This window comes from Arthrobacter sp. Y3225209 (assembly GCF_059090685.1).
This window is the reverse complement of sequence record NZ_JBNHFW010000002.1, coordinates 196,122-214,303: the sequence shown is the minus strand read 5'-3', so window position 1 is coordinate 214,303 and position 18,182 is coordinate 196,122. Positions and strand designations below refer to the sequence as shown.

At 64.1% G+C, this 18,182-nt stretch carries 22 protein-coding genes, 1 tRNA gene and 1 pseudogene; 12 read left to right on the top strand and 12 right to left on the bottom strand.

Annotated elements, in window-relative coordinates:
• The first annotated feature begins 89 nt into the window (after positions 1–89).
• Together AC5RVB_RS02505 and AC5RVB_RS02500 are read left to right on the top strand one after the other, a co-directional pair.
• Positions 90–1,574, top strand: coding sequence for an SDR family oxidoreductase (locus tag AC5RVB_RS02505; protein ID WP_227903157.1), 1,485 nt, complete (start codon positions 90–92; stop codon positions 1,572–1,574).
• Positions 1,575–1,729: 155 nt separating this feature from the next.
• Positions 1,730–2,992: a L,D-transpeptidase gene (locus AC5RVB_RS02500; protein ID WP_494141861.1), complete on the top strand. Its 1,263-nt coding sequence runs from the start codon at positions 1,730–1,732 to the stop codon at positions 2,990–2,992.
• Here the strand turns inward: AC5RVB_RS02500 and AC5RVB_RS02495 are convergent.
• The 4 genes from AC5RVB_RS02495 to soxR all read right to left on the bottom strand — a co-directional run bounded on the left by AC5RVB_RS02495 (position 2,989) and on the right by soxR (position 5,139).
• The gene (locus AC5RVB_RS02495) at positions 2,989–3,657 is read right to left on the bottom strand and encodes a pentapeptide repeat-containing protein (protein WP_227903155.1); all 669 of its coding nucleotides are present in this window, start codon (positions 3,655–3,657) and stop codon (positions 2,989–2,991) included. The two genes, AC5RVB_RS02500 and AC5RVB_RS02495, sit on opposite strands and share 4 nt — an antisense overlap.
• A gap of 2 nt (positions 3,658–3,659) precedes the next feature.
• Positions 3,660–3,878: a PLDc N-terminal domain-containing protein gene (locus AC5RVB_RS02490; RefSeq protein WP_227903154.1), complete on the bottom strand. Its 219-nt coding sequence runs from the start codon at positions 3,876–3,878 to the stop codon at positions 3,660–3,662.
• Positions 3,879–3,989: 111 nt separating this feature from the next.
• A complete protein-coding gene (locus tag AC5RVB_RS02485; protein ID WP_227903153.1) occupies positions 3,990–4,508 on the bottom strand; it encodes a flavin reductase family protein in 519 nt (172 codons plus the stop codon).
• Positions 4,509–4,590: 82 nt separating this feature from the next.
• Positions 4,591–5,139, bottom strand: a complete 549-nt coding sequence (soxR, locus tag AC5RVB_RS02480) for a redox-sensitive transcriptional activator SoxR (RefSeq protein ID WP_341482213.1) — start codon at positions 5,137–5,139, stop codon at positions 4,591–4,593.
• A gap of 178 nt (positions 5,140–5,317) precedes the next feature.
• Between soxR and AC5RVB_RS02475 the strand changes: the two genes are divergently transcribed.
• The 3 genes from AC5RVB_RS02475 to AC5RVB_RS02465 are packed head-to-tail and all read left to right on the top strand — an operon-like array spanning position 5,318 to position 7,479.
• The gene (locus tag AC5RVB_RS02475; protein WP_494141860.1) at positions 5,318–6,253 is read left to right on the top strand and encodes a hypothetical protein; all 936 of its coding nucleotides are present in this window, start codon (positions 5,318–5,320) and stop codon (positions 6,251–6,253) included.
• 15 nt (positions 6,254–6,268) lie between these two features.
• Entirely contained in the window at positions 6,269–7,171 is a 903-nt protein-coding gene (ku, locus tag AC5RVB_RS02470) for a non-homologous end joining protein Ku (protein WP_227903151.1), read from the top strand.
• 5 nt (positions 7,172–7,176) lie between these two features.
• Positions 7,177–7,479 (top strand): hypothetical protein, encoded by a 303-nt coding sequence (locus AC5RVB_RS02465; protein WP_494141859.1) that lies wholly within the window; start codon positions 7,177–7,179, stop codon positions 7,477–7,479.
• A gap of 9 nt (positions 7,480–7,488) precedes the next feature.
• Here the strand turns inward: AC5RVB_RS02465 and AC5RVB_RS02460 are convergent, their stop codons facing one another.
• The 3 genes from AC5RVB_RS02460 to AC5RVB_RS02450 form a co-directional block, all read right to left on the bottom strand.
• Positions 7,489–7,728 (bottom strand): DUF2630 family protein, encoded by a 240-nt coding sequence (locus AC5RVB_RS02460; protein ID WP_494141858.1) that lies wholly within the window; start codon positions 7,726–7,728, stop codon positions 7,489–7,491.
• Positions 7,729–7,783: 55 nt separating this feature from the next.
• A complete protein-coding gene (locus AC5RVB_RS02455) occupies positions 7,784–8,353 on the bottom strand; it encodes a cysteine hydrolase family protein (RefSeq protein WP_494141857.1) in 570 nt (189 codons plus the stop codon).
• Positions 8,354–8,456: 103 nt separating this feature from the next.
• Complete coding sequence (locus AC5RVB_RS02450) at positions 8,457–8,978, bottom strand: DUF4383 domain-containing protein (protein WP_423723743.1); 522 nt, start codon at positions 8,976–8,978, stop codon at positions 8,457–8,459.
• A gap of 257 nt (positions 8,979–9,235) precedes the next feature.
• On the opposite strand from AC5RVB_RS02450, the gene AC5RVB_RS02445 reads away from it, so the two are divergent.
• Positions 9,236–10,720, top strand: a complete 1,485-nt coding sequence (locus tag AC5RVB_RS02445) for an FAD-dependent oxidoreductase (protein ID WP_494141856.1) — start codon at positions 9,236–9,238, stop codon at positions 10,718–10,720.
• Between the two features lie 256 nt (positions 10,721–10,976).
• Here the strand turns inward: AC5RVB_RS02445 and AC5RVB_RS02440 are convergent.
• Positions 10,977–11,423, bottom strand: a pseudogene (locus tag AC5RVB_RS02440) (SRPBCC family protein); the annotation flags it as partial.
• 273 nt (positions 11,424–11,696) lie between these two features.
• On the opposite strand from AC5RVB_RS02440, the gene AC5RVB_RS02435 reads away from it, so the two are divergent.
• Positions 11,697–12,194 (top strand): Dps family protein, encoded by a 498-nt coding sequence (locus AC5RVB_RS02435; protein WP_227903146.1) that lies wholly within the window; start codon positions 11,697–11,699, stop codon positions 12,192–12,194.
• Between the two features lie 58 nt (positions 12,195–12,252).
• Here the strand turns inward: AC5RVB_RS02435 and AC5RVB_RS02430 are convergent, their stop codons facing one another.
• Positions 12,253–12,969: a FadR/GntR family transcriptional regulator gene (locus AC5RVB_RS02430; RefSeq protein ID WP_494141855.1), complete on the bottom strand. Its 717-nt coding sequence runs from the start codon at positions 12,967–12,969 to the stop codon at positions 12,253–12,255.
• A 122-nt stretch (positions 12,970–13,091) separates the two neighbouring features.
• Here AC5RVB_RS02430 and AC5RVB_RS02425 point away from each other — a divergent pair, with 122 nt between their 5' ends.
• Together AC5RVB_RS02425 and AC5RVB_RS02420 are read left to right on the top strand one after the other, a co-directional pair.
• Positions 13,092–13,610: a gluconokinase gene (locus AC5RVB_RS02425; protein ID WP_227903144.1), complete on the top strand. Its 519-nt coding sequence runs from the start codon at positions 13,092–13,094 to the stop codon at positions 13,608–13,610.
• Between the two features lie 118 nt (positions 13,611–13,728).
• Positions 13,729–14,505 (top strand): metal-dependent hydrolase, encoded by a 777-nt coding sequence (locus AC5RVB_RS02420; RefSeq protein WP_227903143.1) that lies wholly within the window; start codon positions 13,729–13,731, stop codon positions 14,503–14,505.
• A gap of 28 nt (positions 14,506–14,533) precedes the next feature.
• Here the strand turns inward: AC5RVB_RS02420 and AC5RVB_RS02415 are convergent, their stop codons facing one another.
• Together AC5RVB_RS02415 and AC5RVB_RS02410 are read right to left on the bottom strand one after the other, a co-directional pair.
• Positions 14,534–14,911, bottom strand: coding sequence for a VOC family protein (locus AC5RVB_RS02415; protein WP_227903142.1), 378 nt, complete (start codon positions 14,909–14,911; stop codon positions 14,534–14,536).
• Positions 14,912–14,970: 59 nt separating this feature from the next.
• Positions 14,971–15,732: a LysR family transcriptional regulator substrate-binding protein gene (locus tag AC5RVB_RS02410; RefSeq protein ID WP_494141854.1), complete on the bottom strand. Its 762-nt coding sequence runs from the start codon at positions 15,730–15,732 to the stop codon at positions 14,971–14,973.
• A gap of 52 nt (positions 15,733–15,784) precedes the next feature.
• On the opposite strand from AC5RVB_RS02410, the gene AC5RVB_RS02405 reads away from it, so the two are divergent.
• Positions 15,785–16,192 carry a DUF5997 family protein gene (locus tag AC5RVB_RS02405; protein WP_494141853.1) on the top strand — a complete coding sequence of 136 codons (408 nt, stop codon included), beginning with the start codon at positions 15,785–15,787 and terminating at the stop codon, positions 16,190–16,192.
• Positions 16,193–16,406: 214 nt separating this feature from the next.
• Here AC5RVB_RS02405 and AC5RVB_RS02400 read toward each other — a convergent pair.
• Positions 16,407–16,489, bottom strand: a tRNA-Leu gene (locus AC5RVB_RS02400).
• Between the two features lie 435 nt (positions 16,490–16,924).
• Here AC5RVB_RS02400 and AC5RVB_RS02395 point away from each other — a divergent pair.
• Together AC5RVB_RS02395 and AC5RVB_RS02390 are read left to right on the top strand one after the other, a co-directional pair.
• On the top strand, positions 16,925–17,662 hold the full coding sequence (locus AC5RVB_RS02395; protein ID WP_227903139.1) for an FHA domain-containing protein: 738 nt from the start codon (positions 16,925–16,927) through the stop codon (positions 17,660–17,662).
• Positions 17,662–18,147, top strand: coding sequence for an FHA domain-containing protein FhaB/FipA (locus tag AC5RVB_RS02390; RefSeq protein ID WP_423724600.1), 486 nt, complete (start codon positions 17,662–17,664; stop codon positions 18,145–18,147). Before AC5RVB_RS02395 ends, AC5RVB_RS02390 begins: the two co-directional genes overlap by 1 nt.
• Positions 18,148–18,182: the final 35 nt, after the last annotated feature.

Below are 18,182 nucleotides of genomic sequence, written 5' to 3'. Positions count from 1 at the left end.
TGATAATCCATGATCCCGTTTCCGGCAGTTTCGCGCAGAGCGTTCCGCTTCCCTGACCAATGGCGACACCCCGTGTGTATGTTGGGAAAATGACAGAACGCCAGCATGTCCTGGTCACCGGCGCCACCGGCTACATCGGCGGACGCCTTGTTCCCCTGCTGCTCGAAGACGGGCATGATGTGCGCGTCCTCGCCCGCTCTCCGGAAAAGCTCTCCGACGTGCCCTGGGCCTCGGACGTGGAGGTGGTCAAGGGCGATCTTTCCGAGAAGGAATCCGCAGTGGAGGCCTTCTCCGGGATCGACACCCTCTATTTCCTGGTGCATTCCATGGCCTCCGGCAAGGGGTTCAGCGACCAGGAATCCGCCATCGCGCATATTGTGGCCGACGCCGCGGCCCAGGCCGGTGTGAAAAGGATTGTCTATCTCGGCGGACTGCATCCGGAAGAGGGCGAGCTGTCCCCGCATATGAAGTCCCGCACCGAGGTGGGGCGGATCCTGCTCGAAGGCGAGGTGCCCGCGGTGGTTTACCAGGCCGGCGTCGTCATCGGTTCCGGATCCGCTTCCTTTGAGATGATCCGTCACCTGACGGAAACACTGCCGGTGATGCCGGCACCGAGCTGGGTGCGCCGCCGCATCGAGCCGATTGCCGTCCGCGATGTGCTGCACTATCTGGTCCGTGCCGTGGATATCCCCGCCGAGGTCAACCGCACCTTCGACCTCGGGTCCCGGGAAGTGCTTACCTACGCCGAGCTGATGAACGGATATGCCGAGGAGGCCGGGCTGCCCCGGCGGCGGATCTATGCGCTGCCGCTCCCGGCGCCGCGGCTGGCCGGGCACTGGGTGGCCCTGGTGACGCCGATTCCACGCTCCATGTCCCTGCCGCTGGTGGAATCCCTGCAGCACGACGCCGTTGCCAAGGAACACGACATTGACCGGTATGTGCCGCTTCCGGAAGGCGGCCTCACGGATTATCACGACGCCGTCCGGCGAGCCCTGGGCAAGGAAAAGCGAGGCGAGGTGGAAACCACCTGGGCAAATGCCTCGGCGTCCTCGGACCTGGCATCGGACCCGTTGCCCAGCGACCCCGATTGGGCCGGCCAGACCGTATATGTGGATTCCCGGCAGCGCCGCTCCGCCGTGGACCCGGCCGCCGTCTGGAAGGTTATTGAAGGCGTGGGCGGCCGCAACGGCTGGTACTCCCTGCCCATGGCCTGGGCCATCCGCGGGGTACTGGACAAAACAGTGGGCGGTGCCGGGCTGACCCGCGGCCGGCGCAATCCCACCACGCTGTTCACCGGCGATGTGGTCGACTGGTGGCGGGTGGAACTGCTGGAGCGCGGAACACTGCTGCGGCTGCGGGCCGAGATGCGGGTGCCGGGCAAAGCCTGGCTGGAAATGCGCGTGGAGCCGGACGGTGAGGGCGGCAGCCTGTACCGGCAGCGGGCCATTTACTTCCCCAAGGGACTGGCCGGACGCCTGTACTGGTGGCTGATTGCCCCGTTCCACGGCCTCATCTTTCCGTCCATGGCGAGGAACATCACCCGCCAGGCAGCCCGTATGACGGAGCCCGCGTAAACAAAGGCCTGCGGCCCGGGCCGCAGTTCGGTAACGCCGCACACCGCTGCCCGGGGATCGAATATCATCGGGTAGGACAGAGGGCGCCGGTACAGCTGGTACAGCCTGGATGACGCCGCCGGTTTTCGAAGAGGGATTTCGAAGGTGCTGACGGCTTGTACTTTGAGGGGACCGTCGCAGTGCAGGACAACGCAGGCCAAGATAAAAAGAGCCGTAAGTGGATCATCGCCGCCGTTGTTGCGGGTGTACTCGTGGTGGGCGGCGGCATAGGTGCGGCGTTTGCCACCGGTATGGTCGGTCCGGCTGCCAGTGACCAGTCCCCCACGGCCACCGCATCGGCCTCCCCGTCCGTTTCCGCCGCGCCGGTCTCCATCACCGCCACGCCGGCGGACGGAGCAGTGGAAGTAAACCCGGCCACCATGCCCACCGTCACTGCCACCAATGCAACCATCAGGAAGGTGAGCCTGAAGCCCGAGGCCGGTGGAGAATCCGTCCCCGGTGTCCTCTCGGCGGATGCGGCCACCTGGACCGCCGATGCGCCGCTGGTGTTCAACACCAAGTACGCCATGGAGGTAGTACTCATTGACCAGGCCGGTAAGGAAAGCACCCGGTCACAGAGCTTCGAAACGGTGAAGCCCGCCAATGAAGCCAACGCGTTTATGTACCCGCAGAACGCCTCAGTAGTGGGTGTCGGCCAGCCGATCGAGATCAATTTCAGCGAGCCGGTCACCAACAAGGACGCGGTGGAGCAGGCCATCAAGATCACCAGCACCTCCGGACAGACCGGAGCCTTCCACTGGATCACCGACAACAAGGTGCGGTACCGTCCGGAGGCCTTCTGGGCACCGAATAGTGCCATCACGGTGGATATGCAGCTTTTCGGGGTGGACTTTGGCAACGGAATGATCGGCAACTTCAACGAGACCCGGACGTTCAATACCCACAACACCCGTCTGGCCGTGGTTGATAATGCCACCAAGACCATGCAGGTTTTCATTGACGGGCAGCTGGTGCGGACGTTCCCCGTGACGCTCGGCGAACCCACCTGGCCTTCCCCTTCCGGATACCAGGTAGTGGTGAGCCAGCATGAGAAGCTGCCTTTCCGGGCCGAAAGCATCGGGTTGAAGCCCGGTGATCCGGATTACTACGAGCCCTTCGATGCTTCCTGGGCCAGCCGGCTGACCAACAGCGGCGTGTTTGTCCATCAGGCCCTCGACGGTGCAGTGGGCGCCCTGGGCCGGATCAATGTGTCCCATGGTTGCGTTGGTATGTCTGCTGAGGGCGCCAAGTACTTCTATGACACCTTCGAGCCGGGCGACGTGGTGCAGGTGCTGAACACCGAAGCCGGACCGGTTTCCGTGGATGACGGATTCGGTGACTGGAACGTCCCGTGGGACCAGTACGCCGGACAGCCTTAGGACTGCACCCGCAGTCCCAGCTGGGCAGCCAATAAGGGGGCAAGGAGCAGCAACTGCTCCTCGTCGATGGTGAAGCCCTTGAGCGCGGGAAGGCCGGTAATGCTGCGGAATTCAGTTCCGCGCAGGTCAGCGTCCACCGCCGAGCCTCCTGCGCCCAGCAGCAGGGAATCGATCCGGCAGTCGCGGAAGGCGACCCGGTTCAGCCGTGCCCCGTCCAGGTCCAGTTCACCGATGATGGTGTTGGTGAAAAGCACGTTGTTAAGCGTGCATCCGCGCAGATTCAGGAAGTCGATTTTGCCACCGTCCACCCGGACGGAGTTCCAGGTCCCGCCATACAGCTCGGCAGATCCAAGCCGGGGATTGGTGATTTCCACATCACGGAAGGTGGTCCGGGAGGCATGGAATACCGGAGCGTAAAGGTTTTCCAGCCGGGATTCCAGGAAACGGGCAGCCGCGAGGTCCGCACCATCCAGTGAAACCCCGGTGAGACTGCATTCGGAAAAAACCGCACCGCGCAGTTCCAGGCCGGCAAATGATTCATCGGCATATGCCACGGCCTCCTGATGGCCGCCCACAGGAACACCGGTGCCGCTGGCCAGTTCAGGCAGGCGTACCGGATCCAGCACCGGCGCTTTGGTTCCGGCTCCTGGGGGTCTGCGCGCCATGCCTAGGCCGTGCGCCGGCCGAAGAGGAAATAGGCAATGGGACCGGCAAAGTTGATGCCGCAGGCCAGCATCCACAGCGTGCGGCTGCCGCGGATCAGGGTGGCGGGCCGCCGCCGGATATCCCGGAGGGCAGCGCCGGCAAGCAGGAACTGCAGGCCTGTCAGGACTCCGAGTCCCCTCTTTTGTCCCGTGCTCAGGTCCTTGAACTTCTTTTTGGCCATTGCTGCGTCCTCTTTCGGGTCCTTCGCCGGACGGCTTCCTGCCACCGGTTCTCCCCCGATTATCCCCTGTTTTCACAGCCGGAGGGCGGCGCGGGTCCGGGCTGGAGAACCTTAGCCCAGTGCCGAGTGCTCGCCCAGCCGGTGGAAGGTGCGGTTGTGGTAAACCAGCGGGTCCTGTCCCGTGCTGCCCGGGAGAATCGACAGGACGGATGCGGCAATCAGAATGGATCCGCCCACGGGCACCCGGCCGTCGATCCGGCAGAGCAGCGCCACGGGCGCGTCTTCGAGCAGGGGTTCTCCGCCGGGAAGCGTCCGGATCCTCGCGGAACCGAACCGGTCAGCGCCCTGCCGGGCGAAGATCCCGGCCAGCTCGGCATTGTCCGCACCCAGCAGGTGCACTACTACGGTTCCGGCGCCGGCGATGGCACCTGCCGTTCCGTGCATGGAGGCCAGGGAGAAGGAAAGAATGGGCGGTTCAGCCGATACCGAGGAGACCGAGGACGCCGTCAGGCCCACCGGTCCACTGCTGCCGTTGGCCGTGATGATTGCCACCCCCGCAGGATGTGCCCGGAAGGCGTCCTTGAATGCTTCCGTTACATCCCGCTCGCACAGAGCAGTATTGTGCGCCATTAATGAGTCCTTCCGCAGACCAGCCCGTTGAGGGTATGTTCCAACGGTAAAACCTCAACCATTGTTGAGGTCAAATCCGCGATTAGACGTCAAAGGCACGTGCACCGGTGCCGGAATCCGCCGAGGCGTCATCGGGATTCACAAACCGGCATTCGGCCAGCGACAGGCAGCCGCACCCGATACAGCCGCCCAGACGGTCACGCAGCGCCTGCAGGTGCCGGATACGGGAATCCAGTTCCTGCCGCCATGCTGCGGAGAGGCGCTGCCAGTCGGCCTGGTCCGGCACTCCGTCCGGCGGCAGTTCGCCAAAGGCGCGGCTGATGACGGCCAGCGGGATGCCTGCCTGTTGCGCTGCGCGGATCACAGCGACCCGCCGCAGCACGGAGCGGTCAAACCGGCGCTGGTTTCCCTGGGTCCGGCGGCTGGAAAGCAGGCCCTGACGCTCATAGAAATGCAGCGCGGAGACGCTGACACCGCTGCGCTGCGCTACCTGCCCCACTGACAGCTCCGAGCGCCCGGCCGTCAGCTCATCAGTCGCCGCCTCGCCGTGGTCGCCGTGATCCCTCTGCTCAGGCGACGTTCCCCCAGGCTCCGGGCCGCCGGACGGTGTCCCTGCTGCTCTGGTATCCACACCTGCCCCTTCCCTCGCTGCACCCCATTATCCCGCGGGCGCATTCCGCGGGCGCCCCGGCCCCCGGACGCCCGGGCGTAAACCGCCGTCGTCGTAGGTACTGGCGGTCAGCGTGCGGGCGTGTGAAAGTGTCCGTAGTGATTTTCCCCGGCCGCGCCGGAGCGCAGAGGAGGCCCCGATGGAAGGTGTACCGCTCGGCCCGCAGGAGAAACCCGGAACACTGCTCTTCCTGCCGGGTACCGGCCGGCCCAACCCGGCGCTCTCAGACCAGGTCCGGGAACAGGTGAACACAGTTCCCGGGCTCTCCGGCTGGTCGGTCCAAACCATTGAGTGGGCCGCTGCCGCGGCCGAGAACGTGAGCGGTGTTCCCGCCCTGCCGGAACGGTACTCGGCGGAGGACCCGCCTGCCCTTTCGGACGCATCTTTGGCCCTGGCCCTGTTCGGGGCCGATGTCAGCACCGCGGACCCGGTTCGCCAGGCCTCCGTGGCCGGGGCCGTCCCGTCCGTGCCGGAGGCCGCGCGGCTGGGCGAGACGCTGCAGGATCTGGTCCTGGGTGTGGTGACAGACGCCGCCGTCCGGCATCGGATCCGCCTGACCGACGCAGCCGGAGACTTCTTCAGCAAGGTCGCCTATTACCTGCGGCAGGGAGAGGGCGCCCGCACCGTCCTGGCGGATGCCCTGGGCAGTACCGACCAGGATGCCCCGGTGGTCCTGTTCGCGCACAGTCTGGGGTCCGTGGCGGCCGTTGACCTGCTGAGCTCGCCGGACTTCACCGGCAGCCGGGTGGACCTGCTGGTCACGCTCGGTTCGCCTGCCCCGTGGTTCTACCAGCTTGATGCCCTCGCACACCTTGGGCCGGGACGCGGGGGCAACGCTCCCGCAGCACCCTGGCTGAACTTCTGGGACGAGCGTGACCTGTTCGCTTTCTGCGCCGAACGTGTTTTCGCCGGGCGGATGGGCAGGATCACCGACAGCGAGGTGCAGTCGGGTAAGCCCTTTCCCGAGTCGCACCAGGCATATTTTTCCGACCCGAGTGTTTACCGGCTCCTCTGGGAACACCTGCAGGAGACGGAATCAGGGAAACCGGGCTCTGGCAACGGCACCGGAGTTTAGTGTTCACTGGTCTACATGAGAGCGATCTGGAAAGGCGCTATTGCCTTTGGGCTGGTTAACGTACCGGTCAAGGTTTATTCCGCCACCGAGGACCACGACGTCAGCCTTCACCAGGTGCACGGCAAGGACGGCGGGCGCATCCGCTATCAGCGCCGGTGCGAGATCTGCGGCGAAGTCGTTGAGTACAAGGACATAGCCAAGGCGTACGACGACGGCGAGCAGACGGTGGTCCTCACGGATGAGGACCTGGCCTCCCTGCCGGTTGAACGAAGCCGGGAGATCGACGTCGTGGAATTCGTTCCCAGCGACCAGGTGGACCCGATCCTGTTCGACCGTACGTATTATCTGGAACCTGATTCGAAATCCACCAAGTCCTATGTGCTGCTGCGCCGGACCCTGGAGGACACCGACCGCACCGCCATTGTGCAGTTCTCGCTGCGGCAGAAGAGCCGGCTGGGCGCCCTGCGCGTGCGCGGGGACGTCCTGACCCTGCAGACCCTGCTCTGGGAGGACGAAGTGCGGGAGGCCTCCTTCCCGTCGCTGGATGAAAAAGTACGGATTTCAGCCAAGGAACTGGAGATGTCCTCGGCACTCGTGGATTCCTTCAGCTCGGACTTTGATCCCTCTGAGTTCACTGACGACTATCAGGAACAGCTCAAGACGCTCATCGACGCCAAGCTTGAACAGGGCGAATCCCTGGATACCGAAGAGACATTCGGCGCGGAATCCGAAGACGAGGGCGGGAAGGTCCTGGACCTGATGGAAGCACTGCGGCGCAGTGTGGAGAAAAACCGGGACAAAAAGAGCGGTGCGGACTCAAAGTCGGCCGGTTCCAAGGGCGGGAGCACCAAAAAGGCTCCGGCCAAGTCCAAAACAGCCAGTTCCAAGAGCACCGCCAAAACCAGGAAAGGCGCCTGAGTCCTATGGCATCACGCAACTTCTTCACGGATCAGTTCGGCAGGCAGACGGTTATCGAGGTGCCCAATGCACCCATCATCGGCTGGGGTGTCTTCGGCCTCGCCTCCATGATGGCGTTGACGCCGCGGCGTACGGACCAGCTGAAGACGCTCAGCAAGGCCTGCCTGCTGCTGTGGGCCCTGGGCGAAACCTTCCGCGGTGAAAGCGGATTCCGGCGCAGCATCGGCGCAGCAACGCTGCTGAGCCAAATCACGGCCAGGCCGGAGAACGGAGTGAAGTCAGCCCAGGGGAGGGCGGCGAGTGCTTAGCCCGGCCGGCTACTGGCGGTAGCCTTCGACTTCGCTGATCGGCCGGGGCTGTGCCTCATCAGGATTCTGCCCGGCATCCAGCTTGGCCCGGCGCTGCCTCAGCAGATCCCAGCACTGGTCCAGCTGTTCCTCAACCCGGCGCAGCTCTTCCGCATGTTTTTCCGGTGTCTCTGCCGGGTCCGTATCCCGCAGGGATTGCTCCTGCGTAACGAGTTCCTGGATCCGATGCTGAATGTCCTGTGCGTCCATGCCCCAACGTTAACCGCGCCGGGCCGGGGTTACCAGCACCCGGCCCGGCGGAAGGTCATCCCTGCGAGCTGCAGCTGCGCAGAAAGTCCTTGAGTTCGGCCGAGTCCTGCACCGGCTGGCGGTATTCATCCGAGAGCATTCTGAGAATGGTCTCCTCGTACTCGCTGTCGGTGGAGGCCAGCGCCTCGCGCGCAAACCGGACGCGGAAGTTGTTCGCGAACGCGTCTGCGGCTGTCTGGGCAACACAGTTGTGCGTCGCAACGCCGGCCAGGATCAGGGTTTCAACGTTCCAGTTCCTCAGCCGCAGCAGTACATCGGTACCGATGAATGCGCTGTCCCTGGTCTTCACCAGCCGGGGCAGGTCATTCCACTCCAGGCCGGGAACGAAGTCCGCCTGCTTACTGCCGCTGAAGATGAATCCCTGATCGTCGTCGAGCATGCTGAGCGTCCAGGTGGACTTGTCCCGTTCATGTTCGGTGCACACCATCAGCACCGGAACTCCGGCGGCTTTGGCCTCGCGGATCAGCTCGTTGGTCTTCTCCACCAGGCGTTCCTGATGCTGTTGCAGAGCGGGGCTTTCGAAATAGGCGTTCTGCATGTCAATGACCATCAGTGCGGCTGACACAACCGGGTTCCTTCCTTCACGGACTGTCCGGGCTGGACAGAGTTAGGGAACCCAGTGTGCCAGCAGTGAGGCACCGGCGGTCAAATACAAGGTGCAGCCGGCCCTAGTTCGGGATGGAGCCCTCCCCGGGGTTTCCGCTGCTGCGCGAGGGTCCCCCGCCAGCCGAGGGACGCCGTTCGGTGTCCCGCCCAAGAATGAGCCCGAGCAGGATCATTACGACGGCCAGGACCACGTGGAGCCAGTTATCGGCCGTATTGAACGGGACGAAGTTCGCACTTGAATCCAGCGGAATCAGCAGGCCGTAAATGAAGAGGACGGCGTACAGGATGCCCGCACCCACCAGGTAAAGGCGGGCGGAGGAATTGGTCCTGGCCATGGCCAGGCCGGCAAAGCCCAGCAGCATGTGGACCACGTTGTGCAGCACTGAGACCTGGAAGACGCCCAGCAGAACCGCTTCGGATTCATAGCCGGAGAAATATAGTGCGTTGTAATTCGCTGTGATCCCGGGGATGAACCCCAGGACGCCAATGAGCAGGAAAACAATTCCGAAAACCATTGCGGCTATCTGGGCGCTGGTCCGACGGGCGGAAAGGCCGCCTGAAGAACTGTAACTGGGGTAGGCCATGATGACTCCTCTGCTCCGCGGAACCGGAGGCCGGGCCGGGAGGATTAGGTGATCAGGGACTTTAAACTCTTGCACAATTGGGGCAAGGTGGGAAGCATACTGACTTTCCAAGGACCCTGAGGGGGAACGAATGAGTTTTAGCCCGATACCGGCCGCAGGTGCCGGTTCCGATTCCGGCCGGAGCAGGTTCATCAGCGACAGGATCTTTGTCCGTTCCGGCGCCCGTATCGCCGCATCCATCCGGCGGGAAGGCTGACGTGTTATCTCTTTGGCTCAGTAGTGCACCCCATATCCCCAGCGACTCCTTCGAACCCGGCGCATCCTATGACTCAGTGGTCGTGGGTGCCGGCCTGACCGGACTCACCACCGCTGCGCTGCTGGCCCGCAGCGGACAACGGGTGGCCGTGCTGGAAGCACGGTCCGTGGGGGCCGTCACCACGGGCAATACCACCGCCAAGCTTTCACTGCTGCAGGGGACGCAGCTTTCCAGCATTACCTCCCACCACAATGCCGGGATTGCGCGGCAGTACGTCGAGGCCAACCGGCAGGGCCAAAGCTGGCTGCTTCGCTTCTGCGACGAAAACGGGATCAGCTACGAGGTCCGCGACGCCTACAGCTATGCCACCACCGCCCAGGGACTCAGGAGCCTGCGCAAGGAGCAGGAGGCGGCCACCGCTGCCGGGCTGGACGTCGAATTCAGCACGGAAACAGAACTGCCGTTCCCCGTCACGGGCGCCCTGAGACTGCGTGATCAGGCACAGCTCCACCCCCTGACGGTGCTGGCCGGACTGGCGAAGGACTTCCGGGACCATGGCGGCATCCTGGCCGAAGGAGTGCGCGTGACCGGAGCCAGCCACGAGGACGGCTTGGGCATCAAGGTCCTGACCGGTGACGGGGAGGTATCCGCACGAAACCTGGTACTGGCCACCGGCATCCCCATCCTGGACCGCGGCGGGTACTTTTCGGTACTGAAGCCTGAAAGGTCCTATGCTGCGGCCCTGCCCGTGACCGGTGACGTGCCGCAGGGCATGTACCTGTCCGTGGATTCACCGACCCGGTCCCTGCGCACCGCCGAGGCGGACGGCATTTCATACCTGCTGGCCGGCGGCAACGGGCACACCGTGGGACGGAAAAAACACACGCAGGAACTGGTGGATGACCTGGTCGGCTGGACCGTGGACAACTTTGAGGTGGGCACTGCCGCCAGTTTTGCCTGGTCCGCCCAGGATTATGCACCGGCCGGCAGCCTTCCCTATGTGGGGCAGCTGCCCCTGTTGGGAACCAACATCTACGCTGCCACCGGCTACAACAAGTGGGGCATGACCAACGGTGTCGCCGCCGCCCTGGCGCTGAGCGCCGAAATCCTCGGCGGCGAGAACCCCTGGGCCCGCGAACTGTACAAGCCTCGGGTGGCTCCCCTCGATGCTGCCTCGACGCTGCGGGATAACGCGGAGGTGGGCCTGGAGATGCTCACCGGCTGGGCGTCAGGCCTGGCCCGGAGCACTGAGGAAGCCCCGCCGGAAGGGCAGGGCGTGGTATCCAGGGAAAACGGCAAACCGGTGGGCACGTGCACGGTCAACGGCACCACCAGCCGGGTATCTGCCATCTGCCCGCACCTGAAGGGTGTCCTGAACTGGAACGATGCCGAGCAGTCCTGGGACTGTCCGCTCCACGGCTCGCGCTTCTCCGCCACCGGCTCGCTGCTGGAAGGGCCGGCCGTCAAGGACCTTGACCGGGCCTAGGCTGCGCCCGGTCCGCAGTCGGCGCTGCGCCGGTTAAAACGGAACTGCGGATGCCCGAAGGCATCCGCAGTTCCGTTTGCGCAGGTACTTTTGCGGCAGTCCGCGCTACAGGCGGTCCAAGCTACAAACCGGCCCGCGGTCCGCCGGATTCCGGATCATCCAGGGCCGGGTCCGCTGCCGGGGCTGCTGCCAGCCCTGCGGTGTTTGTGGACGTGGGTGTGCTGCCGCCCGCGCCGGTGGCGGCGTTGCCCGGCGCGTCGACATCCCCGCGCCAGGAACCGGTCTCGGAGCCGCGGCTTTCCATAAACTCCTTGAACCGCTTCAGGTCCGCCTTCACCTGGCGGTCATCAGCACCTACAACGGAACCGATTTTCTCCACGAAGGTCTCCGGGGCCCAGTCCAGCTGCACCGTCACCCGAGTGTCCGTTTCGGACAGCCGGTGGAAGGTCACGACGCCGGCGTGGGTGGTGCCATCGGTGCTCTTCCAGGCCACCCGCTCATCCGGATGCTGCTCAGTGATTTCGGTGTCGAACTCCCGCTCGACTCCACCGACCTTCGTCACCCAGTGGTTGGTGGTATCCGTGAGCTGGGCAATCGAGACGACGCCGCTCATAAAATGCGGAAATGATTCGAACTGCGTCCACTGGTTATAGGCCGTTGTCACCGGAACTGCTACATCAATTGACTCTTCTACGGTGGTCATACTGTCCCTCCGATAGTGCGAATCCTGCATCTGGACGGGCCGTTTACCACCGGCCCTGATGTCCTCACCGTACACAGGAGGACAACCCGGATCAACCGGAAGTAAGGTTGCTTACAGTGATACCCGCCGGAACCGTTTCTGTGTGGTCCGGACATCGGACCGGGGATACGCTGAAGGAGGAAAGCCGCCCGTCGGCGGGTGAAGGTAACGCCTGACACCCTGCTTTCGGACGGTTTATCGGGTTCTCATTTTTCGTCAACCTTGGAGGAAAACATGAAGGCATCAGAAGAACTGGCCACCAACCTGCAGGCTGTGCTTGTGGACATGATTGAACTGCATCTGCAGGGCAAGCAGGCGCACTGGAACGTGGTGGGCAAGAATTTCCGCGACCTGCATCTGCAGCTTGACGAGATTATTGACGATGCACGGCTTTTCGCTGATGAACTGGCCGAGCGGATGCGTGCGCTGCGGGCTGTTCCTGACGGCCGCAGCGTGGCCGTTGCCGAAGGCACCAGCCTTCCGCCCTTCCCTGCCGGACTGGTGGACACCCGCGACACCGTCACCCATGTGGTGGCCATGCTGGAAGGCGTAGTCGGGACCATGCGCAAGGTCCATGACCAGGTGGATGAGGAAGATCCCACCACCGCTGACATCCTGCACGGCTTTATTGCCAAGCTTGAGCAGTACGCGTGGATGGTGGATGCAGAAAACATTTCCGCCACCGCGGACGTGGTCAACCCCGAAGACAGCAATCAGGAAGCCACCCGCTAGCAGCAGCTTCCGTTCACGGCCGGCGTCCGCTTTCCGAAGCACGCCGGCCGTGCGGCGCTCAGTTGGTGACGGCCCGACGGACTTCTTCCAGCAGGGCGCTCATATGCGCCAGTGCGGCACCGCTGTCCCCGGCCGCCACTGCGGCTGCCACCAGCTCGTGTCGCTCCAGGGCTTCCTTCCGGGGACATGTTGGCATCAGCCCCTGCCTGGTGCGACCGGTCAGCACCGCCGCCACCACATCCTGCAGTGAGGCGAACATATCGTTTCCGCAGACCCGAAGCAGCAGGGTGTGGAATTCTATATCCGTCTGCAGGAATGCTTCCAGCTCCCCTGCTTCACCCTGTCTCCGCATCCGACCGGCCAGCTCTACGATGCGGGCCCGCTCAGCTGTGCCCGCATGGCGCGCCGCGCCCGCCGCGGCCACGGGCTCCACGCCCACCCTCAATTCGGTCAGCGTACGGAACTGCGTGTTTCTGCCCGGACCGGCAAGGCGCCACCGGATGATGCGCGGGTCGAAAACATTCCACCGCTCCTGTTCCTGCACCACAATTCCTATACGCCGTTTGGAATATACGAGGTTCATCGATTCGAGGGTCCGCATGCAGTCCCGCACCACGGTGCGGGAAACACCGAATTCCTGCTGCAGTCCATCCAAGGTCAGCCGGTCCCCCGGCCGAAGCAGGCCGGAGGCAATGTCCTGTCCCAGCGTCTCCGTAATCCGTTCATTCAGGACAGCGGCGGGCGGACTGATATCCGCGGCATCGACCTCGACCATGTCCCTCTTTTCCCGTACTTATGGCGCGCAATTCATGATGCCTTTGGTGATACCTTTGTGTCTAATTATTTTTCGGCCATTACGCCGGACCTGTGACAACGGCGTCCTCCAAGGAGATGGAAATGTCCTCCATTGATCAGCATCTCGTCATTATGGGTGTTTCCGGTTCCGGCAAAACCACCATTGCCAATATGCTCTCCAAACGGCTGGGCTGGATTGCCGCGGAAGCTGACGAGTTTCACCCCGCCGTCAACATTGCAAAAATGTCCTCGGGCACGCCCCTGGATGATGATGACCGCTGGCCGTGGCTCTACGCGATCCGTGACTGGATGGGCACCCAGGCCGGTAACGGACGCTGCACCATTGTCACCTGTTCGGCGCTCAAGCGCAGTTACCGCAACATCTTGGCGCAGGCCCCGGGCCGGGTCACCTTCGTCCACCTCGACGGCTCCGGTGATCTGCTGGCAGAGCGGATGAAAACCCGCAGCGGTCACTTCATGCCGCCCTCCCTGCTGCCCTCGCAGTTAAGCACCCTGGAACCCCTTTCATCGGATGAAGACGGTCTTCGCCTGGATATCAGCTCCGCCCCCGGGGAAATTGTGAACGCCGTGCTGCAGCACCTGGGATTCCAGCCCGCCTGAAGGCTACCCGCCCGGCCCCTCACCGTTGGACGGACTGTGCCGCTTTCCATGGAAAAATGGATAGCTGCTTAAAAGATATTCGGCGCCGGCACCGCCCTTTGGAAGGAATTCTCACACCATGATGGGTGGTCACCACGCCGCTAGCGGCGCCGCGGCCTGGGTTGCCGTAGCCTCCACCGCACCGCACGCCCTGGGCTGGTACCCGGTCACACCGCTGGGCGTTGTTACCGGTGCCCTGCTGACTGCCGGAGCAGCACTGCTGCCGGATCTGGACCATCACAGCGGCACCATCGCCCATTCCCTTCCGCCGGTGACCAGGATCCTGGCGCGCATCACGGAGACGGTCAGCGGCGGGCACCGCCGGGGCACACATTCTCTCCTCGGACTGGCCGTCTTCGTGGTGCTGGCCACTGCCCTGGGAACCTTCACTGCCGAGGTACCCGTCTTCGGTTCCGTCGCCGTGGGTGCCGGAATTCTGTCAGTACTCCTGATGGGATTCGCTTTCAAGGCCCTGAAGATTGCCGGCGGGCCGGGTCGAAGCTGGTTCCTGGCCCTGGTGTTTTCGGCGTTTATCGCCATTTACGCACCCGAGAACAATGATTGGCTGCCCGTGGCGGTGGGCCTCGGCGTCGGCGTCCATATCCTGGGGGACCTCCTGACACATCAGGGCGTGATGGTGTTGTGGCCCATCCACATCAAGCGTCCGCGGTCCCTGGCACGCTTCCCCGTGGTCAACAAGCTCTGGCGCAGCAGCGGCTGCTTTTCGATTCCGCTGATCGGTGCGGCCGGCTCCTGGCGGGAATGGGCACTGATGGTGCCGGTCACCGTGTATGCCATTTTCGGCGTGACTGTCGCAGCGCTCACCGCGCTCACAGGGTGGTCCCCCTACGCCTAGGCGCCGGTTTCCGGCAGGACCGGGCCGTTCAGTCCTGGTGCAGCTGGATATAGTTGCCGCAGCCGTCGTCGAAAACAGCTTGGGATCCCATCGCATCGATGGTGGGCTCGCCCAGGAATTCGACCCCCAGCGCCTTCAACCGGTCATATTCCGCCCGTACATCGGGAACGCCGAGCACAAGGACCGGGAGTTGCTGGGCATAAAGCCCGGACCGGTATGCCTCGGCCACGGGGTTGTCGCTGGGTTCAAGCAGGAGACCCGGTCCGCCGGGCTCCTCCGCCGAGCAGACAATGAACAGGTTGTACTCCGGCATGGCCATCAGCGGTTCCAGGCCCAGCGTCCCGGTATAGAACTCGTAGGCCCGCTCCGGGTCCAGCACGTGGATACTGCTCATCTTGATACGCATCGCGAAAGACTACCCCTGAAACCCGGAGCCGTCAGCACAGCGGGCTTCGCCGCCGCAACTCACCGGCTGCGGCGGGGCTTGCCGTTCCTGCCGTTGCCCTTGCCGGCCGCCTTACCGGACCCCTTCGCTTTGCCCGCGCCGCCGGACCGGGCCGCCGGCTTTGCCTCGCTGCGGGACTGGCGGGCCTTGGTCCGCTGCCGGGCGGTGGACTTCTGCTCCGCGAGGACCGAGGGCTGGCGGGAGCTGTTGGCGGTGCGGCCGCGGACCACTCCAATGAACTCTTCGACGTCGGCGCCGTCCCGGTCCTGAAGCCAGGCGATACCGATTCGGGTTGCCGGCACGCCGCTGACCGGCCGGGCCACTACATCCTTGCGGGAATACAGCCTGGCCACGGACATGGGCAGCAGAACCACGCCGGCGCCGGATCCCGCTACTTCCAGTGCGACGGCGGCGCCGCCCATTTCATCCGCGTCCAGGAGGGCTTCGCCGTCCAGGTCCGCGAGGTCAATCTCATCAAACGCCGCGATCGGGTGATCCTTCGACGCCGCAGCCACCGGCTGCTCCTCATATAGGGGAATCAGGTTCATTCCGTCCGGACGGACGAACCCCTCCGGGGCGAGCCGGACAAATGCCAGATCAGCACGCCCGGACGCCAGTTCCTCGAGAGCGGCTCCCTCCTCGCATTGGAAGGTCCGCAGTTCGGTCTCGTGGCGTTCACGCCAGCGGGTAATCCATTTGCCCGGCGTGACACCCGGAACGTAGGCCACGGTCAGCGGCCGCGGGGCCGGCCCGTCATGGGGAGCTGAAGTGTCTGTGGGCATCAGAACACCTTAGCCCACCGGCCCTGCCTCCGGCGGCGGATACCCTTGGAATATGACCTCCGAGAAATCCTCCCAATCCATGAAACCTGCCACGGCAGCCAAGAAACTGGGCATATACCTGCCCGCAGCGCCGCAGGACTTCCAGGACGGGCCTATTTCACGGGCCCGGTTTGATGAACTGCAGTCCAATCCGCCCGAATGGCTCACTGAACTCCGCCGTACCGGCCCGCACCCGCGCCCGGTGGTTGCCCAGAAGCTGAACATCTCCATCGGCGGCCTGACCCGCTCCGGGATTACCGAGCCGCTGACCACCGAGGAAATCAAGGCACTGCTGGCTGAGCCCCCGGCCTGGCTGGTGGAGGAGCGCGCGAGTTTCGCCGCCGTCCGCGCCGAGGCACAGCGGGTCAAGGAAGCCCAGGCAAAGAAAGCCCCCCGCACTACGCAGGCCGACGAAGCCTAGTCGTCCGCCGGCTCCGCAGGACTCCTGCTGCCGCCGTCCCGGCCCGTTTTGCGCCCCGGATCGAGGAGGGCCCGCCTGAACCGCGGGCCCTCCGGGGTGATCCCGCCGGGGTGATCCCGCCGGGGTCCAATGTCTATTGCCGGGCTGCGGCCGGTCGTGTCAGGACATAAAAAATGACCCCGGCCGCTAAGCCGGGGTCATTCTTTAGTACTTGTGCGCGAGGGGGGATTTGAACCCCCACGCCCTTTCGGACACTGGCACCTGAAGCCAGCGCGTCTGCCGTTCCGCCACTCGCGCATAAATGGTTTCCCAAGGCAACGGTGTGCGGACAATCTCAGATGATCTAAGACATCCCCGTCGCGTTTCCTCGGGAACAGCAGAATCAAGCATACCGGCAATTTGCCGAAACACCTAAACGGCCTGGTGAAGCCGCCAAAAACCCCGTCGTTCCGCGAAAAGAGCACGTTCGGCCTGCCGGTGAAGGCGGGGGAACACATTGGCGTGCGGGGTACGAAAACCACCCCCGGGGCTTGACGGGCCGCCGCTGCCGGGGCTGCGGTAAGACATTTTTCAGCGTGCGCCAGTAGTATCGAAGTGGACGTATGTACCTGTGAACCACCGGAACCGGTCCCAAGCCCAGTCCCGGTGCACCATTCCGCCCGCACCGATGTGCAGGAGGGCAGGCAATGCAGCCATAGGAATTCACTGGACAGGACGCGGGAGGAGACGGACATGGGCTTGCTCGACAATGTCGAACGCGGCATCGAAAAGATGGTCCGCGGTGCTTTCGCGTCCGGTTCATCCGGCCGCGTTGAACCTCTGGAACTCGCCATTGCCCTCCGCCGGGAACTGGATGAGCGTTCAATGGTCCTCGGCCAGGGACGAACCCTCGCACCCAATGTCTTTACGGTGCGCCTCTCCACGTCGGACTTCGCCCAGGCCCAGCAGTGGGGCGCTCCGCTGGCGGAGGAACTCTGCGACGTGGTGATCAAGCACGCGCGCAGCCAGTCCTACACCCTGCAGGGCGCAGTCCGGGTTTCCTTTACCCGCGACGCTTCCCTGAAGGCAGGCGTGCTGGAGGTGGACTCCTCCACCGAGAAGTCACCCGCTCCCCGGTCCACGCCGCGTATGCCCTCTCCGCCGGCACCCCGGCAGGGACCTTCGGCCCGTATGCAGCCCGTTCTGGACATTGACGGTCAGCGGTATTCACTCAACGCACCGTCAGTCGTACTGGGGAGGTCCTCCGAGGCGGATATCCTCGTCGACGACACGGGTGTCTCCCGCAGGCACCTGGAAATACGTACGGAGAACGGAACAAGCCGTGCCGTTGACCTGGGTTCCACCAACGGCAGCTTCGTCAACGGCCAGAAAGTTCAGGGTGAAGCAGTGCTAACCGATGGATCCACCATTGCCATGGGACGCACCAGGATTGTGTTCCGGTTACTCCCCGTCCGGACCGGAGGACGTTAGTGCTCAGCGTTCTAAGCGAAACACTCCTGCGATACGGTTTCCTGGTCCTCCTGTGGATCATGGTGGTCAGTGTGGTCGGAGCCATCCGCCGCGATCTCGCCGTCGGAACCCGCAACCGGACCGGCACCCCTACTGCGCGCCAGATCCGGAAAAATCCGGAGCTGGAAAAGCGCGCACCGGCACCCGCCAAGGTCACCCCGAAGGAACTCGTGGTCACCGAAGGGCCGCTGCGCGGAACCACTCTGGATCTGGCCGCCAGCCCCATCCTGCTGGGCCGCGCCCAGGAAGCCACCCTGGTCCTGGAAGACGACTATGCCTCCGGGCGCCACGCACGTCTCTTTCCGCAGGGCAGCCGGTGGTTCATCGAAGACCTCGGCTCCACCAACGGAACCTACCTTGGCGGAAGCCAGCTCACCCGGGCGTTGCCCGTCGAACCCGGTGTACCCATCCGCATCGGTAAGACGGTCATCGAATTGAGGCCCTGACCGTGGCTTTGGTCCTCCGCTACGCAGCACGCTCT